Annotated in this window: 15 protein-coding genes; 9 read left to right on the forward strand and 6 right to left on the reverse strand. The window is 72.5% G+C overall.

Features of this window, described 5'->3' with window-relative positions; translation table 11 throughout:
* Nucleotides 1-24 precede the first annotated feature (24 nt).
* Both gnd and N1031_RS19175 read left to right on the forward strand, forming a co-directional pair.
* On the forward strand, nt 25-1482 hold the full coding sequence (gene gnd, locus N1031_RS19170; protein WP_259481540.1) for an NADP-dependent phosphogluconate dehydrogenase: 1458 nt from the start codon (nt 25-27) through the stop codon (nt 1480-1482).
* A 44-nt stretch (nt 1483-1526) separates the two neighbouring features.
* Nucleotides 1527-2930, forward strand: coding sequence for an NAD(P)/FAD-dependent oxidoreductase (locus tag N1031_RS19175; protein WP_259481542.1), 1404 nt, complete (start codon nt 1527-1529; stop codon nt 2928-2930).
* 286 nt (nt 2931-3216) lie between these two features.
* On the opposite strand, the gene N1031_RS19180 is transcribed toward N1031_RS19175, so the two are convergent.
* The gene (locus N1031_RS19180) at nt 3217-6966 is read right to left on the reverse strand and encodes an AAA family ATPase (protein ID WP_259481543.1); all 3750 of its coding nucleotides are present in this window, start codon (nt 6964-6966) and stop codon (nt 3217-3219) included.
* Between the two features lie 121 nt (nt 6967-7087).
* Between N1031_RS19180 and N1031_RS19185 the strand changes: the two genes are divergently transcribed.
* Nucleotides 7088-8386, forward strand: coding sequence for a ThiF family adenylyltransferase (locus N1031_RS19185; protein ID WP_259481544.1), 1299 nt, complete (start codon nt 7088-7090; stop codon nt 8384-8386).
* Between the two features lie 36 nt (nt 8387-8422).
* Here N1031_RS19185 and N1031_RS19190 read toward each other — a convergent pair whose 3' ends face one another.
* Together N1031_RS19190 and moaA are read right to left on the reverse strand one after the other, a co-directional pair.
* Complete coding sequence (locus N1031_RS19190; RefSeq protein WP_259481545.1) at nt 8423-8674, reverse strand: MoaD/ThiS family protein; 252 nt, start codon at nt 8672-8674, stop codon at nt 8423-8425.
* Nucleotides 8674-9837 carry a GTP 3',8-cyclase MoaA gene (moaA, locus tag N1031_RS19195; protein ID WP_375163661.1) on the reverse strand — a complete coding sequence of 388 codons (1164 nt, stop codon included), beginning with the start codon at nt 9835-9837 and terminating at the stop codon, nt 8674-8676. The genes N1031_RS19190 and moaA overlap by 1 nt, the downstream gene beginning before the upstream one ends.
* A gap of 139 nt (nt 9838-9976) precedes the next feature.
* On the opposite strand from moaA, the gene N1031_RS19200 reads away from it, so the two are divergent.
* From N1031_RS19200 to N1031_RS19225, 6 genes are all read left to right on the forward strand, one after another.
* On the forward strand, nt 9977-11257 hold the full coding sequence (locus N1031_RS19200; protein WP_259481546.1) for a molybdopterin molybdotransferase MoeA: 1281 nt from the start codon (nt 9977-9979) through the stop codon (nt 11255-11257).
* Nucleotides 11250-11738, forward strand: a complete 489-nt coding sequence (gene moaC / locus N1031_RS19205; protein ID WP_259481547.1) for a cyclic pyranopterin monophosphate synthase MoaC — start codon at nt 11250-11252, stop codon at nt 11736-11738. The genes N1031_RS19200 and moaC overlap by 8 nt, the downstream gene beginning before the upstream one ends.
* Nucleotides 11735-12223 carry a MogA/MoaB family molybdenum cofactor biosynthesis protein gene (locus N1031_RS19210; RefSeq protein WP_259481548.1) on the forward strand — a complete coding sequence of 163 codons (489 nt, stop codon included), beginning with the start codon at nt 11735-11737 and terminating at the stop codon, nt 12221-12223. Before moaC ends, N1031_RS19210 begins: the two co-directional genes overlap by 4 nt.
* Nucleotides 12207-12656, forward strand: a complete 450-nt coding sequence (locus tag N1031_RS19215; RefSeq protein ID WP_259481549.1) for a molybdenum cofactor biosynthesis protein MoaE — start codon at nt 12207-12209, stop codon at nt 12654-12656. The genes N1031_RS19210 and N1031_RS19215 overlap by 17 nt, the downstream gene beginning before the upstream one ends.
* Nucleotides 12657-12778: 122 nt before the next feature.
* Nucleotides 12779-13651: an FAD binding domain-containing protein gene (locus N1031_RS19220; RefSeq protein WP_259481550.1), complete on the forward strand. Its 873-nt coding sequence runs from the start codon at nt 12779-12781 to the stop codon at nt 13649-13651.
* Entirely contained in the window at nt 13648-16548 is a 2901-nt protein-coding gene (locus tag N1031_RS19225) for a molybdopterin-dependent oxidoreductase (protein WP_259481551.1), read from the forward strand. The genes N1031_RS19220 and N1031_RS19225 overlap by 4 nt, the downstream gene beginning before the upstream one ends.
* Before the next feature lie 94 nt (nt 16549-16642).
* Here N1031_RS19225 and N1031_RS19230 read toward each other — a convergent pair whose 3' ends face one another.
* Genes N1031_RS19230 through N1031_RS19240 form a run of 3 tightly spaced genes read right to left on the reverse strand, consistent with a single transcriptional unit; the run spans nt 16643 to nt 20808 of the window.
* The gene (locus N1031_RS19230; protein WP_259481552.1) at nt 16643-18235 is read right to left on the reverse strand and encodes an FAD-dependent oxidoreductase; all 1593 of its coding nucleotides are present in this window, start codon (nt 18233-18235) and stop codon (nt 16643-16645) included.
* Between the two features lie 27 nt (nt 18236-18262).
* Nucleotides 18263-19903, reverse strand: a complete 1641-nt coding sequence (locus N1031_RS19235; protein ID WP_310795722.1) for an FAD-dependent oxidoreductase — start codon at nt 19901-19903, stop codon at nt 18263-18265.
* On the reverse strand, nt 19900-20808 hold the full coding sequence (locus tag N1031_RS19240; protein WP_259481553.1) for a dihydrodipicolinate synthase family protein: 909 nt from the start codon (nt 20806-20808) through the stop codon (nt 19900-19902). The genes N1031_RS19235 and N1031_RS19240 overlap by 4 nt, the downstream gene beginning before the upstream one ends.
* Nucleotides 20809-20844: the final 36 nt, after the last annotated feature.

The following is a 20844-nucleotide window of genomic DNA, read 5'->3' on the forward strand; positions in this document are numbered from 1 at the left end:
GTTCGACCTACGAGGAGCTTGTTCATGTCATCAGCCGCTGGAACCGCCAACATCGGAGTCGTCGGGATGGCGGTGATGGGCTCCAACCTCGCCCGCAACCTCGCCAGCCGCGAGGGCAACACCGTCGCGGTGTACAACCGCTCCCCCGAGCGCACCCGCAAGCTCGTCGCCGAGCACCCCGAGGCCGGTTTCGTGGCCTCGGAGTCGGTCGACGACTTCGTCGCCTCGCTGGCGAAGCCCCGCACCGCGATCATCATGGTGCAGGCCGGCGCCGGTACCGACGCGGTCATCTCCGAGCTCGCCGAGCGCTTCGAACCGGGCGACATCATCGTCGACGGCGGCAACGCGAACTTCCACGACACCATCCGGCGCGAGAAAGACGTGTCGGCCACGGGCATCCACTTCGTCGGCACCGGCATCTCCGGCGGCGAGGAGGGCGCGCTGAAGGGCCCGTCGATCATGCCCGGCGGCACCGCCAAGGCCTACGAGACCCTGGGCCCCATCCTGGCCTCCATCGCGGCGGTCGCCGAGGGAGAGCCCTGCGTCACCCACATCGGCACCGACGGCGCCGGCCACTTCGTGAAGATGGTGCACAACGGCATCGAGTACGCCGACATGCAGCTCATCGCCGAGGCCTACGACCTGCTCCGCGCCGTGACCAAGCGCACGCCCGCCGAGATCGCCTCCGTGTTCGAGACCTGGAACTCCGGCGACCTCGAGTCGTACCTCATCGAGATCACCGCCGAGGTGCTCAAGCAGGTCGACGCCGAGACCGGTCAGCCGTTCATCGACGTGGTGCTCGACCAGGCCGGCGCCAAGGGCACCGGCGCCTGGACCGTGCAGAACGCGCTCGACCTCGGCGTGCCGGTCGGCGGCATCGCCGAAGCGGTGTTCGCCCGGTCGGTGTCGTCGAAGCCCGAACAGCGCGCGGCCGTGCAGGCCGTCGTCACCTCGCGGCCGGCGGTCGTCGAGGTCGACGTCGACTCGTTCGCCGACGACATCCGCGCCGCCCTCTACGCCTCGAAGGTGGTGGCCTACGCGCAGGGCTTCGACGAGATCATCGCCGGCGCGAAGGAGTTCGGCTGGGAGATCGACAAGGGCGCCGTGGCGAAGATCTGGCGTGCGGGCTGCATCATCCGCGCCCAGTTCCTCAACCGCATCGTCGAGGCCTACGAGAACAACCCGTCGCTGGCGACCCTGCTCGAAGACCCGTATTTCGCCTCGGCCGTGGCCGACGGCGAGGCCGCGTGGCGCCGCGTGGTGTCGACCGCGGCGCTCTCGGGCGTGCCGATCCCGGGCTTCGGCGCGGCGCTGTCGTACTACGACTCGCTCGCCACGAAGCGCCTGCCGGCCGCCCTCGTGCAGGGTCAGCGCGACTTCTTCGGCGCGCACACCTACAAGCGGGTCGACAAGCCCGGCACCTTCCACACCCTCTGGTCGGGCGACCGCACCGAGGTCGAGACGGAGCCGTCGACGCACTGAGCGGGACCTCGCGGATGCGCGCGGCGGCCTGAGAGGGGATGGACATGGGGTCGACGGTGTTCGAGCGGCAGCCGCCCGCGCCCGGAGTCGTCTCGGAGGCGCTCAGGGGCACTCGGCAGTCGGTGTTCTGGCTCGATTCCGACGGCCTGCCCCCGGGGTTCCGCACCGCGCATCCGTCGCTCGTGGGCGACCGCACCGCCGACCTCGTCGTCGTGGGCGGCGGCTACACCGGGCTCTGGACGGCCGTGCGGGCCAAGGAGCGCGACCCGTCGCGGTCGGTGGTGCTGCTCGAGGCATCGACCATCGGATGGGCGGCGTCGGGCCGCAACGGCGGGTTCTGCGAGGCGTCGCTTACGCACGGGCACGAGAACGGCGTCTCGCGGTGGCCTGACGAGATCGACACGCTCGAGGCGTGGGGGCTGCAGAACCTCGACGACATCGCGGCGACCGTCGAGCGGTACGGCATGGACGTGGAGTTCGAGCGCACCGGAACGCTGTCGGTCGCGGTGGAGCCGCACCAAGTGGAGTGGCTGCGCGAAGAGCCCGACTTCCGCGACGCGGCGGCGACGCGTGCGCTGGTGGACTCGCCCACGTACCTCGCGGGGTCGTGGGAGGAGTCGGGGACGGCGCTCGTGCATCCCGCGAAGCTGGCGCTCGAGCTCGCCCGGGTGGCGGTGTCGCTCGGGGTGGAGATCTACGAGCACTCGCGGGTGACGGCGCTCGGCGACGGGGTGGTGACCACGACGCGCGGGTGGGTGCGGGCGTCTCAGATCGCGCTGGCCACCAACGTGTTCCCGTCACTGCTGCGGCGCAACCGGCTGATGACGGTGCCCGTGTACGACTACGTGCTGGTGACGGAGCCGTTGAGCGCGTCGCAGCGGGCGTCGATCGGCTGGGACGGGCGGCAGGGGCTCGCCGACCTGGCGAACCAGTTCCACTACTACCGGCAGACCGCCGACGGGCGCATCCTGTTCGGCGGGTACGACGCGGTGTACTACCCGGGCGGGAAGGTGCGGTCGTCGTACGAGGACCGGCCGGAGTCGTTCGCGCGGCTGGCGTCGCACTTCTTCACGACGTTCCCGCAGCTCGAGGGGCTGCGGTTCACGCACAAGTGGGCGGGGGCGATCGATTCGTGCTCGCGGTTCTGCGCGTTCTTCGGTACGGCGCGGGGCGGGTCGGTGGCGTACGCGACCGGGTACACCGGGCTCGGGGTGGGGGCGTCGAGGTTCGGGGCCGACGTGATGCTCGACCTGCTGTCGGGGTCGGCGACGGAGCGCACGGCGTCGCGGATGGTGCGTGAGCGGCCGCTGCCGTTCCCGCCGGAGCCGGCTGCCTCGGTGGGGATCTCGCTGGTGCGTGGTGCGATGAACCGCGCCGACCACCGCGAGGGCCGTCGCGGCCTCTTCCTCAAGACGCTCGACGCCGTGGGCATGGGCTTCGACTCCTGACGCGACGGCGCCGCGCGGCGCGCCCCGTGTGCGCTGTACCCCCCGCGCGCTGCGGCCCACGCGCGCTGCCGCCCACGCGCGCTGCGCCTGACGCGCGCTTCGCCTCCACCTCACACCCACACCCCTCGCGCCCGTCACCGCGGTCGACCCGTCGCAAAGTGCCCCCTTTTCGACGCGAATGGGCACTTTGCGACGGGTCGATTGCTGCTGGGTGTCCCGGCCGCGCCTGCAGTGAGTGCGAGAAGGCGTGAGGTGATGGCGGGGCCCTCGGGCCGGCCGGGCGGGGTCAGGCGGTGGCGGCTTCGGGGACGACACGCTGGCCGACGACGGCGGAGACGCCGTCTTGGCGCATGGAGACGCCGTAGAGGGCGTCGGCGATCTCCATGGTGCGCTTCTGGTGGGTGATGACGATGAGCTGGCTGGTCTCGCGCAGGTCTTCGAAGATGGTGAGGAGGCGGCCGAGGTTGGCGTCGTCGAGGGCGGCCTCGACCTCGTCCATGATGTAGAACGGGCTGGGGCGGGCCTTGAAGATGGCGATGAGCAACGCCACCGCGGCGAGGGAGCGCTCGCCGCCGGAGAGCAGCGAGAGGCGCTCGATCTTCTTGCCCGCGGGCTTGACGCTCACCTCGATGCCGGTGGTGAGCATGTCGCCCGGGTCGGTGAGAGAGATCGAACCCGTTCCGCCGGGGAAGAGCACGGGGAAGACCTTCGTGAAGGCCTCCTGCGTGTCGGCGAACGCGCTCTCGAAGATGGCCTGCATGCGCTCGTCGATCTCCTCGATGATGGTGACGAGGTCTTTGCGCGTGTTCGTGAGGTCGGTGAGCTGCTCGGTGAGAAAGCGGTGGCGCTGCTCCAGGGCGTCGAACTCCTCCAGCGCCAGCGGGTTCACGCGGCCGAGCTCGGCGAGCTTGCGCTCGGCCCGGCTGAGGCGCTGCTGCTGCTCGGCCCGCACGAACGGGCGACCGGTGGGCTCGTCGATCGGGATGTCGGCCTCGGGGGCGATGGTGTCGGTGGGGTCGGGCCCGACATCGGGACCATCAGCCGCGCGCGAGACACCGGAACCGTCGGCGGGTTCGGTTTCGGCGGCGGCACGGTCGGCGGCCAGCTGGGCCGTGGCCTGGGCCACCGCCTCGTCGCTCGTGTCGATGAGGGCCACGCGGTCGTCGTCGGGGATGAGCTGGTCGGGGCCGTACTCGGCGACGAGCACGTCTTCGACGAGCCCGAGTTCGGAGGCCACGCGCTCGAGCAGGCTCGACAGGTGCAGCTTCTTCTCGTAGATCTGCAGTTCGAGTCCGTGCACGTTCTCGGTGATGGCCTGCAGCCGCTCGCGAAGGGCCGACTCGTCGCGGCGCAGCGCCACGAGCTCTTCGTTCTGCTCGGCGCGCTCGGCCTCGCGCTGCGACAGCAGGATGCGCGCCTCGGCCACCGACCGATCGACCGATTCGAGCACCGCGGGCAGCGCCTCCGCCACCTCGGTGGCCGCGGCGAGCTGCCGGCGCCGGATGACCGCGCGCCGGGCAGCCGCCTCCGCCGCCGCCCGGTCGGCCTCGAGCTGCCGTTCGAGCGAGGCCGTGCGAGCCTGTTCTGCTCGCACGCGCTCGCGCGCCGTCTCTACACCCAGCCTGCCCTCGACCTCGTGCTCGCGCGCGGTCTCGAGCTCGGCGAGCAGTCCGTCTCGCGCGCTCACATCGAGCACCGGGCGAGGGCGCTCCCGTGCCACCTCGAGTTCGCGACGCGACTTCTCGGCTGCCTGCTCCGCCTGGGCGACCGTGTCTTGAGCGAGCTGTAGCGAGCGACCCAGCCGCTCCCGCTCGCCCACACCGGCCTCGACCTGCGCCTTGAGCCTGCTGAGACGCTCCGACCGGGAGGCCAGAGTGGCGTCGTGCTCACGGAGCGCGGTGAGCGCGGTCTGGGACTGCTGCTTCGACTGCTGCACGCTCTCGCGCTGCTCCGCGAGAGCGAATCGGGCGCGTTCGATGACCGAGGTCTCCTCGTCGAGGAGGGCGGCCGCGGAGTCGCGCTCGGCGAGCAGCTCGATGCGCGACCGTGTGGCGCCCGACCCTCCGCGGAGCACGAATCGCGTGAGAACGTCTCCCGCCCTCGTGACCACGGTGACGGCGTCGTGCGAGACGGCGCCCGCGGCCCCGGCTGCACCGTCCTGGGCGGCGTCGAGCTCGCTCCACGCACGCTGCGCGGCCTCGAGGTCGTCGGCGATCGCCACGCCTCCGAGCACCCCGAGCAGACCACGCGGACCGCTCACCACCTCGACGGCGGCCACCACCCCGGGCACCGCGAGCAAGGCGGTGGGGAGCGTGAGCGCGCGCATCTCGGCGGCCGGCTCGGCGATCACGATCTCCACGCGGCCCATGTCACCCGCCGCCGCCGCGCCGGCCGCGGCCACCGCGGCCTCGACGTCGTCGGCCAGCACCGCCTCGGCGAGCGTGCCGAGCGCCGCGGCCACGGCCGCCTCGAATCCCGGCTTCACCTTGACGTGCTCGGCCACGAGCCCCCGCACGCCCGCGGGCCGCGAGGCGACGAGTTCGGCGGAGCCGTCCCGCTGGTCGAGCGCCATCGTGAGCGCGCTCGACCGCGCCGCCAGGGCGTCGCGCTCGCGCTCGTGGGTGTGGAGTTCGTCGCGCAGGCGCTCGATCTCGGCCTCGGCCTCGAACACCTGCGACTGGGCGAACTCGTAGGCCTCGTCGAGCTCGGTGGCGTCGACCCCGCTCTCGACCGATTCCGCCTCGGCCACCGCGTACTCGGCCTCCGCCGCGGCCCGGCGGCTCTCGGCCGCGTCGAGCGCGTTCTGCTGGCGCAACACCTCTCCGCGCACCGCCGCCAACCGGGAGTTGGCCGACTCGAGCTGCCCCGTGAGCTTCGACAGCTCGAGGTCGTGCTTCGACACCAGCGAGCTCTGGTAGGCGATCTGCTCGTCGAGCGCGTCGAGCGAGTTGCGCGCCGTCTGCGTGGCGCGGCGCGCGGTCTCCCAGGCCGCCTCGGCCGCCCCCACCTCGCCGTGCAGCCGGACCGCCTCGTCGCGCGAGTCGGCGACCATGCCGGGTGTGACGCCGGGCGCGGTGTCGGGCAGGGACTCCTCCCCGCCGAGCAGCGCGAGCCTCTGACCCGCCAGGTTGTGCAGGCTGCGGAGCCGCTCCTGCGCCTGCTCCAGCCCGAAGGCGGTGCGCCGGGCCTGATCGACGGCGTCGCCCACCTGGGCCTGCTCGAGGCGGGCGATGCGCAGACGGTGCTGCTCGAGCCGCTCCTGCAGCACGATGCGCTCGGTGTGCCGCTCGCTCTCGCTGCGCGTGTGGGCGTCGAGCGCCGTGCGCAGGCCGACGATCTCGTCGGCGAGGAGTCTCGCCCGCGCGTCGCGGACGATGGCGGCGATCGACTGCGCCTGCTTCGCCACCTCGGCCTGACGCCCCAGCGGCTTCAGCTGCCGCCTGATCTCTCCGGCGAGGTCGCTGAGGCGGGTGAGGTTGGCCTGCATGGCCTCGAGCTTGCGCTGGGTCTTCTCTTTGCGCCGACGGTGCTTGAGGATGCCCGCCGCCTCTTCGATGAAGCCGCGCCGGCCCTCGGGGGTCGCGTGCAGCACCGCATCCAGCTGCCCCTGACCGACGATGACGTGCATCTCGCGGCCGAGCCCGGAGTCGGAGAGGAGCTCTTGCACATCGAGCAACCGGCAGCCCTCGCCGTTGATGGCGTACTCGCTGCCGCCGTTGCGGAACAGCGTGCGCGCGATGGTGACCTCGCTGTAGTCGATGGGCAGCGCGCCGTCGGTGTTGTCGATGGTGAGGGTGACCTCGGCCCGGCCGAGCGGGCCCTTGGTGGAGGTGCCGGCGAAGATGACGTCTTCCATCTTGCCGCCGCGGAGGGTCTTGGCGCCCTGCTCGCCCATCACCCAGGCCAGGGCGTCGACCACGTTGCTCTTGCCGGAGCCGTTCGGGCCCACCACGCAGGTGACTCCGGTCTCGAAGGCGAAGGTGGTGGGGTTGGCGAAGCTCTTGAATCCCTTGAGGGTCAAGCTCTTCAGGTACACGGAGGCCTCTCGGTCGGACAGGAGCGAACTGGTGGGACTACGGTACCGGGTCGGGAGCCCCTTCGCCGTGACCTGTGGACAGCGCGGTTCGCTTACGCTGGTTGTGCAGGAAAGGATCCCGATGCCGCTCCAGGCCCTCGTCTCCCCCGGCGCCGAACTCACGCGCGCCGAACTCGCCCGCTACGCCCGCCAGATCTCGCTGCCGCAGATCGGCGTGGACGGCCAGCGCAGACTGAAGGAGTCGCGGGTGCTCGTGCTCGGCGCGGGCGGCCTCGGCTCACCGGTGCTGCAGTACCTCGCGGCCGCGGGCGTCGGCACACTCGGCATCGTCGACCACGACACCGTCGAGACCTCGAACCTGCACCGTCAGATCGTCCACGCGGATGCGGCGGTCGGCACCCGCAAGACCGCGAGCGCCGCCGCGGCAGTGCGCACGCTCAACCCCTTCGTCGAGGTGATCGAGCACGACGTCGAGATCAGCCCCTCGACCGTGCTCGAACTGGTGTCGGAGTACGACGTGGTGGTCGACGGCACCGACACCTTCGAGGTGCAGTACGTGGTCGACGCGGCCTGCGCCCTCGTGGGCAAGCCCGTCGTGTGGGGCTCGGTGCTGCGGTTCGACGGGCAGGTGACGGTGTTCTGGGCCACCGCTCCCGCACCGCTCGCCCGCACGATCGCCGACCTCTACCCCGAGCAGCCCGCCGCCGACCCGGCGGAGAGCTGCGCCGTCGCGGGTGTGCTCGGTGCGGTGTGCGCCTCGGTCGGCGCGGTCATGGCCACCGAGACGCTGAAGCTGCTGGGCGGCTGGGGCGAACCGCTCCTCGGCCGGCTGCTCGTGCTCGACGCCCTCGACTCGTCGACGCGCGAGGTGGAGTTCGGCGCGGCGCCGACGCGGGCGGGCACGCCGGGGTCGACGCGCGGGGCCGCCAACATCGGTGAGCCGTATCGTCCGTCGGTGCAGGGTGCGGGTGCCGCGGGGCCCGCGACGAGGCTGTTCGACCGACAGGCGGCCGAGGCTCCGGATGCGCGCGACGCGGCGCAGACATCGCTGACACCCGAGGGCGCGCATCCCGAACCCTCCTCCCCCGACAGCGTCTCGGTGGCCGAGCTGAAGCAGCTGCTCGAGGCGCGCGAGCGTGACGAGGCCGACTTCGTGCTGGTGGATGTGCGCGAGGGCTACGAGTACCAGATCGCCTCGATCGAGGGTGCCGAGCTCGTGCCGCTGTCGCGCATCCTGACCGACGCGGCCCGCGAGATCCTGCCCCCGCAGGAACGCGTGATCCTGCACTGCCACCACGAGTCGCGCTCGCAGTACGCGGCCGCCCAGCTGCGGGCCGCCGGGTGGGAGGACGTGGTGTTCGTGCGCGGGGGCATCGACGCCTGGTCGCGCGAGATCGACCCCACAGTCCCGCGCTACTGAGAACGGCCGCAGCACCCCGCGGCACCCCGCGAGGCGTCAGCCGCCGGCGAACGGAGGCAGCACGTCGAGGGTGTCCCCGTCGGCGAGCGTGATCGCGCGGTCGGTCGTGGCGACGCGGTTGTGCAGGAACGAGCACCGCGCGAGCACCGCGGCCGCCACCTCGGGCGAGGGCGCCGCAACCGCCGCCTCCGCGAGCGCCTCGGCGATCGTGACGCCGCCCGTCCGCTCTTCCCCGCCCGTGCCGAGGGCGGCCTTCGCCGCGGCGAAGTACCGGATCGCGACGCCCATCAGCCGCCGATCGCGCTCATCGGCCGCGCGGGCTGCGCGAAACCGATCTCGTTCATCTGGTGCCCGGCGGGCTTGTCCCACATGGCTCCGCGCCACAGGTCGGCCACCTCGGCGTCGTCGGCCCCGGCGCGCATCGGGCCGAGCAGGTCGGTCTCCACGTGCGAGAACAGGCAGCTGCGCACGGCTCCCTCGGCCGTGAGCCTGGTGCGCCGGCAGTCGCTGCAGAAGGGCTCGGTGACGCTCGCGATGATGCCCACCAGCCCGAGCATCCGGCCCCCAGGGCCACCGTCGCCGCCCCCGTCGGACCCCTCGAGGGCCCGCACCTGGAACAGCTCGGCCGGCGCCCCGTCGCGCGGTGCGTCGTCGGGCGTGAGCAGGTACCGCTCTCCCAGCCGCGCCCGGATCTCGGCCGCCGTGATCATGCTGTCGCGGCTCCACCCGTGATCGGCGTCGAGGGCCATCTGCTCGATGAAGCGCAGCTGGTGCCCGCCCGCGAGCGCCCACTCCAGCAGGTCGACGGCGTGGTGGTCGTTGATGCCGGGCATGAGCACGGCGTTGATCTTGGTGTGGGAGAGCCCCGCCGCCCCGAGCGCGTCGATGCCGGCGAGCACCCGGTCGAGGAAGGGCCTCCGGGTGATGGCCGCGAAGGTGTCGGGGTGGATGGAGTCGAGCGACACGTTCACCCGGTCGAGCCCCGCGTCGGCGAGCGCCTGCGCCCGTGAGGCGAGGCCGATGGCGTTCGTGGTGAGCGAGATCTCGGGCCTCGGGTCGAGCGACGCGACGGCCCGCACGATGTCGACGAGGTCGCGCCGCAGCAGCGGCTCACCGCCGGTGAACCTGATCTGCCGCACGCCGAACTCCGTCACCGCGATGCGCGCCAGCCGGGTGATCTCGTCGAGCGACAGTAGAGCGGGCGGCGCCAGGAACGGCAGGCCCTCGGCGGGCATGCAGTAGGTGCAGCGCAGGTTGCAGCGGTCGGTGAGCGAGATGCGCAGGTCGGTGGCGGTGCGCCCGAAGCGGTCGAGAAGAGCGGATGCGCGCGGCCGATCGGCGGGCAGGCGCACCACGGTGCGGGGCGCTGTCGCCATCGCGGTCGTGGCTGAGGCGCCGGCGTCTGCGGGCGCGCCGGGGCGGCGTCCGGGGATGCCGAGTGCGACGCTCATCCCCTCACTCTACGGCGGCCGTCGGCCGGCGACGCCGGCTCAGACGAACCTCACCGGGAACAGGCTGCCGTCTGGGCCGCCCCCGCTGAGGTTCGTCTCGAGGGCGCCCCCGCGCATCCGGTGGGGCAGGATGGGAGCCGTGCGCACGATCGACGACCACCTCCGCGAGGTCACCGCCCTGCTCGCCCCTCTGGCGGCAAGACTCGAAGCCGAGACCCTGCCCGTGTCGGGCGCGGCGATCGCCACCGACCCGGCGCGGTACGCGCATCGCGTGCTCGCCGCCGATCTCGTCTCCCCCTCGGCGCTCCCCGCCTTCGACAACTCGCAGATGGACGGATACGCCGTCGTCGCGGCCGAGCTCACCGGCGCCACCGAGGCCGCGCCCGTGCGGCTCGCCGTGGCCCCTCGCATCGCTGCGGGCGACCCGGGCGCCACGCACCGGTCGGGCACGGCCACCCCCGTGATGACGGGTGCACCCGTGCCACAGGGGGCGGATGCGGTGGTGCAGATCGAGCGGGCGATCCCTTCCCGATTCCCGGCAGACGGCGAGACCGCGACGGTCTCCTTCGCCGCTGCCGTCGCACCCGGTACCTTCGTGCGCCCCGCGGGCAGTGACGTGGCGGCGGGCGAGCTGCTGCTGGCGGCGGGCAGCGAGCTCCGGGGGCCGCAGTACGGCGTGATCGCGGGCACGGGGGCCACCGAGATCGAGGTGCGCCGGCGGCCGCGGGTGCTGCTGGTGTCGACGGGCCACGAGATCCGGGATGCGGGCACCGCCCTCGCCCCCGGCCAGATCTACGACGCGAACACCGTCGCCCTCACCGTCGCGCTGCAGGCCGCGGGGTGCGCGGTCACGCCGCTGCCGTGCCGCTCCGACGACGCCTCCGATCTGCTCGGCCTCCTCGCCGAACACGCCGCCGACCACGACCTGCTCGTGACGGTGGGCGGTGTGAGCGCGGGGGTGCGCGAGGTGGTCCGCGATGCCCTCGGGCCGCGCGGGGTGGCGTTCATGAAGGTGGCGATGCAGCCCGGGGGCCCACAGGGGTTCGGGATGCTGCGCCTCGACGACGAGGAAGGGGCCCCGGTGGCGCTGCCCGCCGTGTGCCTTCCAGGCAATCCCGTCAGCGCGCTGGTGTCGTTCGAGGCGTTCCTGCGACCCGCGCTGCGGAGCGCACAGGGTCTGACCGCACCGCTGCGCGAGCTCCGGAGCGCGCCGGCCGCGCATCCGTTCGACTCGCCCCCGACGCACCACCAGCTGCGGCGCGGGGTGCTGAACGACCAGGGGGCGCTCGAGCTGGTGGGCGGGCCGTCGAGCCACCTGCTGCACTCGTACGCGACCTCGACCGTGCTGGTGCACGTGCCCGTCGGCGTCACCACGGTCGCGGCGGGCGACCGATTGGACTACTGGAGGATCGATGGCTGACGGAACCGAGCTCACCCACGTGGGCGCCGACGGATCGGCGCGCATGGTCGACGTGTCGGCCAAGGCGGTCACGCAGCGGATCGCGACGGCGCAGGCGGTGCTCTCCACCACCCCCGAGGTGATGCGGCTGCTCGTGGCGGGCGAGCTGCCCAAGGGCGAGGCGCTCGCGGTGGCACGGGTGGCGGGCATCCTGGGAGCCAAACAGACCTCGTCGCTCATTCCGCTGTGCCACCCGCTGCCGATCTCGTCGGCGAAAGTCGACTTCGAGCCCGCCGAGTCGAGCGTGCGCATCGTGGCGACGGTGAAGACGACCGGGGTGACCGGGGTGGAGATGGAGGCGCTGACCGCGGCGTCGGTGGCGGCGCTGACGCTCTACGACATGATCAAGGCGGTCGACCGGGGGGCGGTGATCGGCGAGTTGCTGGTGGTCGCGAAGTCGGGCGGGGCGAGTGGCGAGTGGTCGAGGGAGGTGCCCGCATGAGCGGGGAGCGCGCGGCACGGGTGGTGGTCGCGTCGAGCCGGGCGGCTGCGGGCGTGTACGACGACACGACCGGGCCCGTGATCGCGGAGTGGCTGGAACAGCGCGGATGGAGCGCCTCGGTCGAGGTCGTGCCCGACGGGGCACAGGTCGGCGAGGCGATCCGCGGCGCCGTCGAGGCCGGAGCCCGTCTCGTGATCACGACCGGGGGCACCGGGGCGAGCCCCACCGATCGCACGCCGGAGCAGACCCGGGCGCTGCTCGACTTCGAGGTGCCCGGAATCGCCGAGGAGCTGCGCCGTCGGGGTGCGGCGCACACGCCGCTGGCGCTGCTGTCGCGGGGCGTGGTGGGCGTCTCGGGGGCGGCCGTGGTGGTCAACCTGCCGGGATCGCGCGGCGGCGTGCGGGACGGGCTCGAGGTGCTCGGCGAAGTGCTCGATCATCTCGTGGACCAGGTGGCGGGAGGCGATCATGTCCGCATCGGATGAGCCCGGGGTGACCCGGGTGCGGGTCGCGCGGATCGCCGAGACCGCCATCGCGCTGGAGGAGTGCGAGCGGGCCGTCGAGAGCGCGGCGGCGGGTGCCGTGGTGACCTTCGCGGGGGTGGTGCGCGACCACGACGAGGGCCGCGGCGTGGCCGCACTGTCGTACACCGCGCATCCGGAGGCGGAGGCAGCCCTGCGGGCCTCGGCCGAACGCGTCGCCGAGGCCCATCCCGAGGTGTCGATCGCGGTGGTGCACCGCGTGGGCGATCTCGTGGTGGGCGACCTCGCCCTCGCGGCGGCGGTCGCGTCGGCCCACCGGGCCGCGGCGTTCGCGGCCTGCGCCGCACTCATCGACGACGTGAAGGCGAGCGTGCCCATCTGGAAGGAGCAGTCGTTCGACGACGGCAGCTCGGAGTGGGTGGCCTCACTCGGCTGACCTCAGACCTGTCCTGCACAACTTCTCGAGCGGCCGGGTTATCCCCAAAACGGGGGTTTCGTTACATCCGGGACACAAACCTGCGCTTCACTGAGGGGAGCACCACAGGAACGGAGAACCACGTGGATCTCACCACCATCACCGCCATCGTCCCGGCACGCACCCGCGCCGACCTCGCCGCCCTGGGCGCCGGGAGCGCTCCGCTGGCGGGCGGGTCGTGGCTGTTCTCGGAGCCGCAGAACCACCTCACCTCGCTGGTCGACCTCATGGCGCTCGGCTGGCCGTCGCTCGTGGTCTCAGGCGAGGGTCTGGAGGTGGCCGCCACCTGCACCTTCGCCGAGCTCGCCGCGCTGCCCGACGACCAGGGCTGGCCCGCGCATCCGGTGCTCTACCAGTGCTGCACCGCCCTATTGGGGTCGTTCAAAGTCTGGAACGTGGCGACCGTCGGCGGCAACATCTGCGCGTCGCTCCCCGCGGGCCCGATGACGTCACTGTTCTCCTCGCTCGATGCGACGGCCCTGGTCTGGCGTGCCGACGGTGGCGACGAGCGGGTGCCGGTGGCGGAGTTCGTGACCGGCAACGGGTCGAACGTGCTGCGGCCGGGCGACGTGCTGCGGTCGGTGCAGGTGCCGCAGTCCTCGCTCACGGGACGCACCGCCTACCGCAAGATCGCGCTGTCGCCGCTCGGGAGGTCGGGTGCAGTGATCGTGGGGCTGCTGCGCGCCGACGGGTCGTTCATGCTGACGGTGTCGGGGGCCACGGTGAAGCCCGAGCAACTGCGGTTCGACCGCCTGCCAGGCGCCGGGGAGCTCGCTGCCGCCGTGGAGGCCGTGACCACCTGGTTCACCGACCCGCACGGCGCCGCCGACTGGCGGCGGGCGGTGTCGACGGCGCTCGCGCTCGAGATCCGCGACGAACTCGCGGCCCCGCCCGGCGAGGCTCCGCCGTCGCACTACACCACCGACCGATACGTGTCCGAGGAGGCCGCACGATGAGATTCATCGTCAACGGCGAGCAGCTCGAGGCCGATCCCGCACCCGGCCAGTGCCTGCGCACCTTCGTGCGCGACCAGGGTCACTTCGAGGTGAAGAAAGGATGCGACGCGGGCGACTGCGGCGCCTGCTCGGTGATCGTCGACGGCACGCCGGTGCATTCCTGCGTCTACCCCGCCTACCGCGCCGAGAACCGCATCGTCACGACGGTGGCGGGTCTGGGCGAGCCCGACGACCTCAGCCCCCTGCAGCAGAGCTTCGTCGACAACCTCGGCTTCCAGTGCGGCTTCTGCACCGCGGGGATGGTGGTGACGGCCACCACGCTGAAGCCCGAGCAGCTCGGCGACCTGCCCCGGCTCATGAAGGGCAACCTGTGCCGGTGCACAGGGTACCGGGCGGTCGAGGCGTCGATCCGGCAGGGCGTGTGCGCGTCGGCGCGCGCGGCGGAGGGCGGCGGTCACGACGACGGGCCCGGCTCCGGATGCGCGGGGATCTGCGGGTCGGATTCCCACGGAGCGGTGCGGGCCACAGGCAAGTCCCGCGCGAGCGAGTCGGCGACGACCGCAGAGGCGGCGAGTGCCGAGGGCGTGGCGAGCGCCGAACGCGTGGCGCTGCTCACCGAGTCGCCCGCGAGCGAGCTTGCGACCGTCACGGTCGGCACCTCGGTGCGGCCGCCGGCCGCCCGGCGCATCGTGACGGGCCGGGAGGAGTACACGCTCGACACAGCGGTGCCGGGCGTGCTGCACCTCAAGCTGCTGCAGAGCCCCCACGCGCACGCACGGGTGCTCTCGATGGACACCAGCGCCGCCGAAGCCCTGCCGGGGGTGCACGCCGTGCTCACGGCGGCCGACTCGCCCGCCACCCTCTACTCCACGGCGCGGCACCAGTGGCGCACCGACGACCCCGACGACACGACGCTCTTCGACACGGTGGTGCGCTATCGCGGACAGCGGGTCGCCGCCGTGGTGGCCGACAGCATCGGCATCGCCGAGGCCGCGTGCCGGCTCATCGAGGTGGAGTACGAGGTGCTCCCCGCCGTGTTCGACCCGGAGGCCGCCAGGCAGCCGGGCGCCCCGTTGCTGCACGCAGACAAGTCGCCCACCGCGTCGCGCATCGCAGAGCCCGAGCGCAACGTCATCGCCTCGGTGCACAGCGAGATCGGTGACGTCGAGGCCGCCCTCGCCGAGGCCGATGTGACGGTCGCGGGCACCTGGCAGACCCATCGTGTGTCGCACGCCGCCCTCGAGACCCACGGCTCGGTGGGCTGGCTCGACGAGCAGGGCCGGCTCGTGCTGCGCACCAGTTCGCAGGTGCCGTTCCTCGTGCGCGACGAACTCGCCCACATCTTCGCGCTCGACCCCGCGGCGGTGCGCGTCTACACCGCACGGGTCGGCGGCGGCTTCGGGGGAAAGCAGGAGATCCTCACCGAAGACGTCGTCACCGCGGCGGTGCTCGCCACCGGCCGCCCGGTGCAGTTCGAGTTCACCCGCAGCGACGAGTTCAGCATCGCGCCGTGCCGTCACCCCATGCGGGTGAAGGTGGCACTCGGAGCCACCCGTGACGGTCACCTCACCGCGATCGAGCTCGATGTGCTGAGCGACACGGGGGCCTACGGAAACCACGGGCCGGGCGTCATGTTCCACAGCGTCGGCGAGACGGTGAGCCTCTACAACGCCGCGAACAAGAAGATCGACGCCGAGGTGGTGTACACCAACAACATCCCCTCGGGAGCGTTCCGCGGCTACGGTCTCGGGCAGGTGCTCTTCGGCGTGGAGTCGGCCCTCGACGAGCTCGCCCGCGAGCTCGGCATCGACCCCTTCGAGCTGCGCCGCATCAACGCGGTGAGGCCCGGCGATCCCCTCGTGGCCTCGCACGTCGAGGGCGACGACCTGGTGTTCGGCAGCTACGGACTCGACCAGTGCCTCGACCTCGTCGAGTCCGCCCTGGCCCGCGACGGCGCATCACTGCCCGTGCCGCACGGCACGGAGTGGTCGGTGGGAACGGGCATTGCGGCGGCCATGATCGCCACCATGCCGCCGCGCGGCCACTTCTCCACGGTCTCGATGACGCTGGAGTCCGACGGCGGCTACCTCGCCTCCGTCGGCACCTCCGAGTTCGGCAACGGCACCACCACCGTCCACACGCAGATCGCGTCGAGTGTTCTCGGCACGGCGGCGGAGAGCATCCGCATCCGGCAGTCCGACACGGATGCGTCGGGTCACGACACCGGGGCCTTCGGCTCGGCGGGGAGCGTGGTCGCGGGCAAGGCGCTCTACTCGGCGGCGCTGTCGCTCAAAGCCGCCATCCTGCGCACGGCCTCCGAGATCGCGGGCGAGTGGAGCGAAGGCCACCTCGGCCCCGACGGGGTGACCATCGGCGAGCGCCTCGTGCCGCTGGCCGACATCGCCGCCGCCGCGGGCGGCACGCTGACCGCCTCCGGCAGCGAAGACGGCGCGAAGCGCTCCCTCGCCTTCAACGTGCAGGGGTTCCGGGTGGCCGTCAACGCGACCACCGGCGAGGTGCGCATCCTGCACTCGGTGCACGCGGCCGATCCCGGCGTCATCCTCAATCCCGAGCAGCTGCGCGGCCAGATCGAGGGCGGGGTGGCGCAGGCGATCGGTTCGACACTCTACGAGGAGATGATCCTCGACGAGGGCCTGGTGAAGACCCAGGTGTTCCGCAGCTACCACTTGCCGCAGTTCGCCGACGTTCCCGTCACCGAGGTGCTGTTCGCCGAGACGGAGGACAGCGTCGGCCCCTTCGGTGCCAAGTCGATGAGCGAGGCGCCCTACAACCCGGTCGCCCCCGCCCTCGCCAACGCGGTGCGCGACGCCGTGGGCGCCCGCCCGCACGTGCTGCCCATCTCCCGCGACCGCGTCTGGAGGTCGATCAACGCCTGACCCGGATCGGGTTGGGCAATCCGCCCGAGCCGGCGGTCCCGGTCACCCGGTAACCCGGTCACGTGCCGGTCGTCGCCTGACCTCGCGCCACAGGTCACGCGCCGGCGAGCCACGCCGTCTCGCGCAGCAGCTCGGCGTCGGCCGCGGCGGTCGCCGACTCGGCCGCGCGCTCCGACTCGGCGTCGTCGAAGGGGAGGCGCGGCCACTTCTCGGCGTCGGGATGCACCTCGAGCGCCCGCACCCCGAGCTCGGCACCCGCAGCGAGCAGCGCTCGGCGCACCGCCGAAGGGTCGATGTCCCGCACCTCCGAGCCCCCGGCCAGAGCAGTCAGCGCCGCCGCCGTCCCCGCCGCCTCACCCGTCGCCAGGCAGATCGGGATGACACGAGCCGACCCCACCGCCTCGTGCGTGGCCGACAAGCACTTGCCCGCCATGAGGAGCCCGCTCATCCCCCGCGCCACCAAGGCCCCCAGCGGAATGCCGTAGGCCCGCACATTGGTGGAGCTCACCCACGTTCCGCTCGGTCGGTGGATGTCGATGTGATAGCCGCCCATCGCCACGTCGTCGGGGTGACGCCTCCCCTCCACCAGGTCATCGGCCGTCAGCACCGCATCGCCCACGATGCGCCGGCTCTCACGCACCCCCAGCATCGGAGCGATCTCCACCAGGTAGGCGTCCGCGCATCCGGGCACGTAGTCGCGGAAGAACCGCACGATCGGCGGGATCTGCTCGTACACCCGCCCGTAGGCCTCGCTCATCGACCCGACATCGACCGGGTCGAGCCCGAGCACCCGCGTCATGACCACACTGATCTCGTGCGGCGTCTCGGGCGTGGAGAGCTTCACGCCCACGATGCGGCTCTGCGGGATGTCGAGGTCACCAGCCGCCCGAGCGCGCTCCACGAGCCCCGCGAATCCACCGAGCACCCACACGTCGACCTCGTCGAGCCGCTCAGCCAGTCGGGCGAACAGCTCGGGGTACGGAACGAACCACTCGCGATACGCGAACGATGGATCCTGGCAGGCCTTCCGGAACGCGTCGTCGTCGATGCCGCCGAGCCGGAAGACGAGGGTGGGCGACTGCACGAGACCGTCACCCGTTCGGCCCTTCTCCCAGTCCGCCCCGGCGCTGACCGCCACGTCGCCGTCGCCCGAACAGTCCACGACGACCCGGCCGTCGAACCTCGTCCTGCCCGACTTGCTCTCGACCTCGACCCCCGTGACGCGGGTGCATACGCCCCCGCGTGCACCCTCGCCCGCGTCCTCCACCCGCTCCACGATCGCCCGCACGAACAGCGCGTGCAGTAGCACCGTAACACCCGCTTCGCGCAGCAGCCGGAGCGCGAGCACCTTCCAGTAGTGCGGATGCACGGCCACGAGCGATCCGCACTTCGGGTCGAGCGTGATCGGCGAGGCATGACCTTCGGCCGCCAGGGTGTCGGCGAACTCTCCAGCCAGCCCTCGCACCACCCGCTGGAAGTCCTGATCGTGGAACCCCAGCCACGGCAACGTGGCCGAGATCCCGCCCACGAATCCCGATCGTTCGAGCAGGAGGGTGCGCGCTCCCTGCCGCCCCGCGGCGATCGCGGCGGCCACACCGGCCGCGCCGCCGCCCACGACGATCACGTCCCACTCCCCCGAACTCTGCACGCCCATCCCGTTCACTCCGCCCGTCCCCGTCCCATCCATCTCGTGTCCTCCCTGGGGCCGCCGGCCTCAGTACGCCGCCACCGTCGGCCAGTGCAGCTCGACCCCGCGGGCGGTCAGCGCCCGCTGGAAGTCCTCGAGCAACCCGTCATCGGCCCGCACCGCCGCGGGTACGTGCCCGCCGGACACGCAGAACGCCGCGAGCGCTCCGGCCGACTCGCCGATGTTCCACTCCACGGGGTGCACCCGGTAGCAGCCGTTCGTGATGTGCGTGGTGCCGATGTTCTTGGCGGCGGCGATCAGGTTGTCGGCCTCGTCGCCGATCAGCGCGCCGAGCGGAATCTCGAACGGCCACGCCGCGTCGTAGCGCCGCTCGCCGCCGTTCGTCGAGGGGTGCAGGTCGATCTTGTAGCTGCCCACGCCCACGCTGTCACGGTATCGGGTCGCTCCGCGATCGCCGCGCACCGACCGCGCGATGTCGTTCTGGGTGATCGTGACCGCGGCGCGCATCCGTCGCCCCTCCCGGATGTACGGCGCCATCGCGAGTCCGTCGTCGGTGCCCATCACGTCGCCGCGGGGGCGCAAACCGGGGAATCCCGTGCCGCCGTCGGCACGAGGCGCCTCGGTCTGCAGCCAGTAGAGGAAGCTGAGGCTCTGCTGCCGGGCCCCTTCGAGACTCGCAGCCGCAACGTCGGCGGAGACGTCGACGATCGAACCGTCGACGTAGTCGTTGGCCGGGCAGTTGATGAGGGTGATGTCGCTCGGCGGCGCCGGATCGAAGTTGCCGCGTGCCACGAGCCGCCGGAACCGCCAGAGGTCGGCGATGGGGTCGACCGTGCGCGGCCCGAACCTGCCGGCGAGGCTCGACGGCACGACGACGGCCGCGTCTCCCGCCGGGTCGGGGTTCGGGTCGAGCACCCCGCCCGACCCCATCCACCCGACGGCGGGGTACGCACGCACCGGCGCACCCGGAGAGGTCCAGTAGTCGTACTGCTCAGGCCGGTCGATGGTGTGGTCCTCGCCGGCCAGATGGTCCATCGCGAAGCAGACCGTGAAACCCTGCATCATCTGCGGGTCGCCGGTCTCCGGGGCATCGGGCTCGCCGGTCTCGTGGTGCGACTCGGTGCCCGTCACGTACGGCACCCCGGCGAGCGGCAGCAGGTCACCGGTCTCGGTCGCGTCGAGAACCACGGATGCGGTGACGCGGCGGGCAGACCCGTCCCTGTCACGCAGTTCCACCGCGGCGAGGCGGCCCCCGTCGCGTTCCACCGCCGTGGGCGTGCAGCCGGTCAGCACCACGAGGCGCCCGTCGCGGCGGGCGGGCTCGAGCATCGCCTCGAGCACGGCCAGCGCGACCCGGGGTTCGTGACAGATGGCGCTGACGGTTCCCGAGCCGGGGTTGAGGTACAGCGATCGCCGCGCACGCCCGGACAGCGGGTACCAGCGCCGATAGTGGTCGCGCACGGCCGCGCGGAACCGGCGGTAGGCCGCCGTGGCCCCGAACTGCTCGATCCACGGGTGCTCGTCGGGCGGCACGGCCTGCGAGGTCAGCTGTCCACCGATCCACTCGGTCGGCTCCGTGAGCACGACGCTCGCCCCCGCCTCGGCCGCGGCGAGCGCTGCGGCGACTCCCCCCGTGCCGCCGCCTACGACGAGCACGTCGGCATGCAACTCGACCGCGGCCCGCTCACCGCTCGCGTACCCGCTCACGCGGCCGCCCCGTCGAGAATCCCGGGCACCGCGGCCAGACGCTCCCGCAGCACCCGCGCCTGCCCGGGCTCGAGCGCGGGCAGCGCCTCGCCGAGAGCAGGTCCGATGACGCCGAGCTCGGCGAGCGCCCCCTTGAGCGACGACAGCCAGAACCCGGCACCGTAGATGCCGCAGGCGACGTCGAGTTCGGCCTGCAGCCGCGCGGCCTGCTCCGTGTCGTGGGCGAGTCCCGCCGCGACCAGGCGGGAGGCGAGCCCGGGAACGAGGTTCGCGATGCCGGGAACGGCGCCGTCGGCTCCCTCGGCGAGACTCCGGGCGATCAGCGCCTCGGCCCCCTGGAAGACGCCCAGCCCGTGCTCCCGAGCCGTGTCGGCGAGCGCCGAGAACACCTCCCAATCGGCCGACGACTCCTTGAGGGCGATGACCGCGTCGATCCCCGCGATCTCGGCCAGCGCATCCGGAGTGATCGGCGAGTGCGTGAGGTGCGGGATGTTGTATGCCACGAGCGGTGACGAGGTGCGCGCCGCCACCCCCTCGAAGTGGCGCACCACGGCGCCGTCGGTCTCGGTGTCGAAGTACATGGGAGCCATCACCACGAGCGCGTCGACGCCCGCCTCTTCGTAGGCGGCCGCCGCGGCGACGGCGCGCTCGGTGCTGGTCTCCCCCACCCCCGCGAGAACGGGCACGCGGCCGTCGACCGCCTCCACGAAGCCCGCGACGACCGCGCGCGCGACCCCCGGCTCCAGCGTCGGGCCCTCTCCGCAGGAGCCGAGCACGAACACGCCGGAGGCGCCGCCGTCGAGCAATCGCTCCGTGAGACGGCCGATGCCCTCCCGATCGGCCGTTCGGCGGGCGGTGAGCGGTGAGACGGCGGGCGGGATCATGCCGGAGAGCTGAAGGGGCACGAGCGAGGTCCTTTCGGTAGGGAGGGGTGCGGTCGA

Origin of the sequence: Herbiconiux moechotypicola (assembly GCF_024979255.1) — a bacterium.
Taxonomy (GTDB): Bacteria; Actinomycetota; Actinomycetes; order Actinomycetales; family Microbacteriaceae; genus Herbiconiux; species Herbiconiux moechotypicola.

Bases quoted from the DNA above. Each gene is read 5' to 3' on its own strand.
- gnd (WP_259481540.1), top strand. From the start codon at position 25: ATGTCATCAGCCGCTGGAACCGCCAACATCGGAGTCGTCGGGATGGCG.
- N1031_RS19175 (WP_259481542.1), top strand. From the start codon at position 1,527: ATGGGGTCGACGGTGTTCGAGCGGCAGCCGCCCGCGCCCGGAGTCGTC.
- N1031_RS19185 (WP_259481544.1), top strand. From the start codon at position 7,088: ATGCCGCTCCAGGCCCTCGTCTCCCCCGGCGCCGAACTCACGCGCGCC.
- N1031_RS19190 (WP_259481545.1), bottom strand. From the start codon at position 8,674: ATGGGCGTCGCGATCCGGTACTTCGCCGCGGCGAAGGCCGCCCTCGGC.
- moaA (WP_375163661.1), bottom strand. From the start codon at position 9,837: ATGAGCGTCGCACTCGGCATCCCCGGACGCCGCCCCGGCGCGCCCGCA.
- moaC (WP_259481547.1), top strand. From the start codon at position 11,250: ATGGCTGACGGAACCGAGCTCACCCACGTGGGCGCCGACGGATCGGCG.
- N1031_RS19210 (WP_259481548.1), top strand. From the start codon at position 11,735: ATGAGCGGGGAGCGCGCGGCACGGGTGGTGGTCGCGTCGAGCCGGGCG.
- N1031_RS19215 (WP_259481549.1), top strand. From the start codon at position 12,207: ATGTCCGCATCGGATGAGCCCGGGGTGACCCGGGTGCGGGTCGCGCGG.
- N1031_RS19225 (WP_259481551.1), top strand. From the start codon at position 13,648: ATGAGATTCATCGTCAACGGCGAGCAGCTCGAGGCCGATCCCGCACCC.
- N1031_RS19230 (WP_259481552.1), bottom strand. From the start codon at position 18,235: ATGGATGGGACGGGGACGGGCGGAGTGAACGGGATGGGCGTGCAGAGT.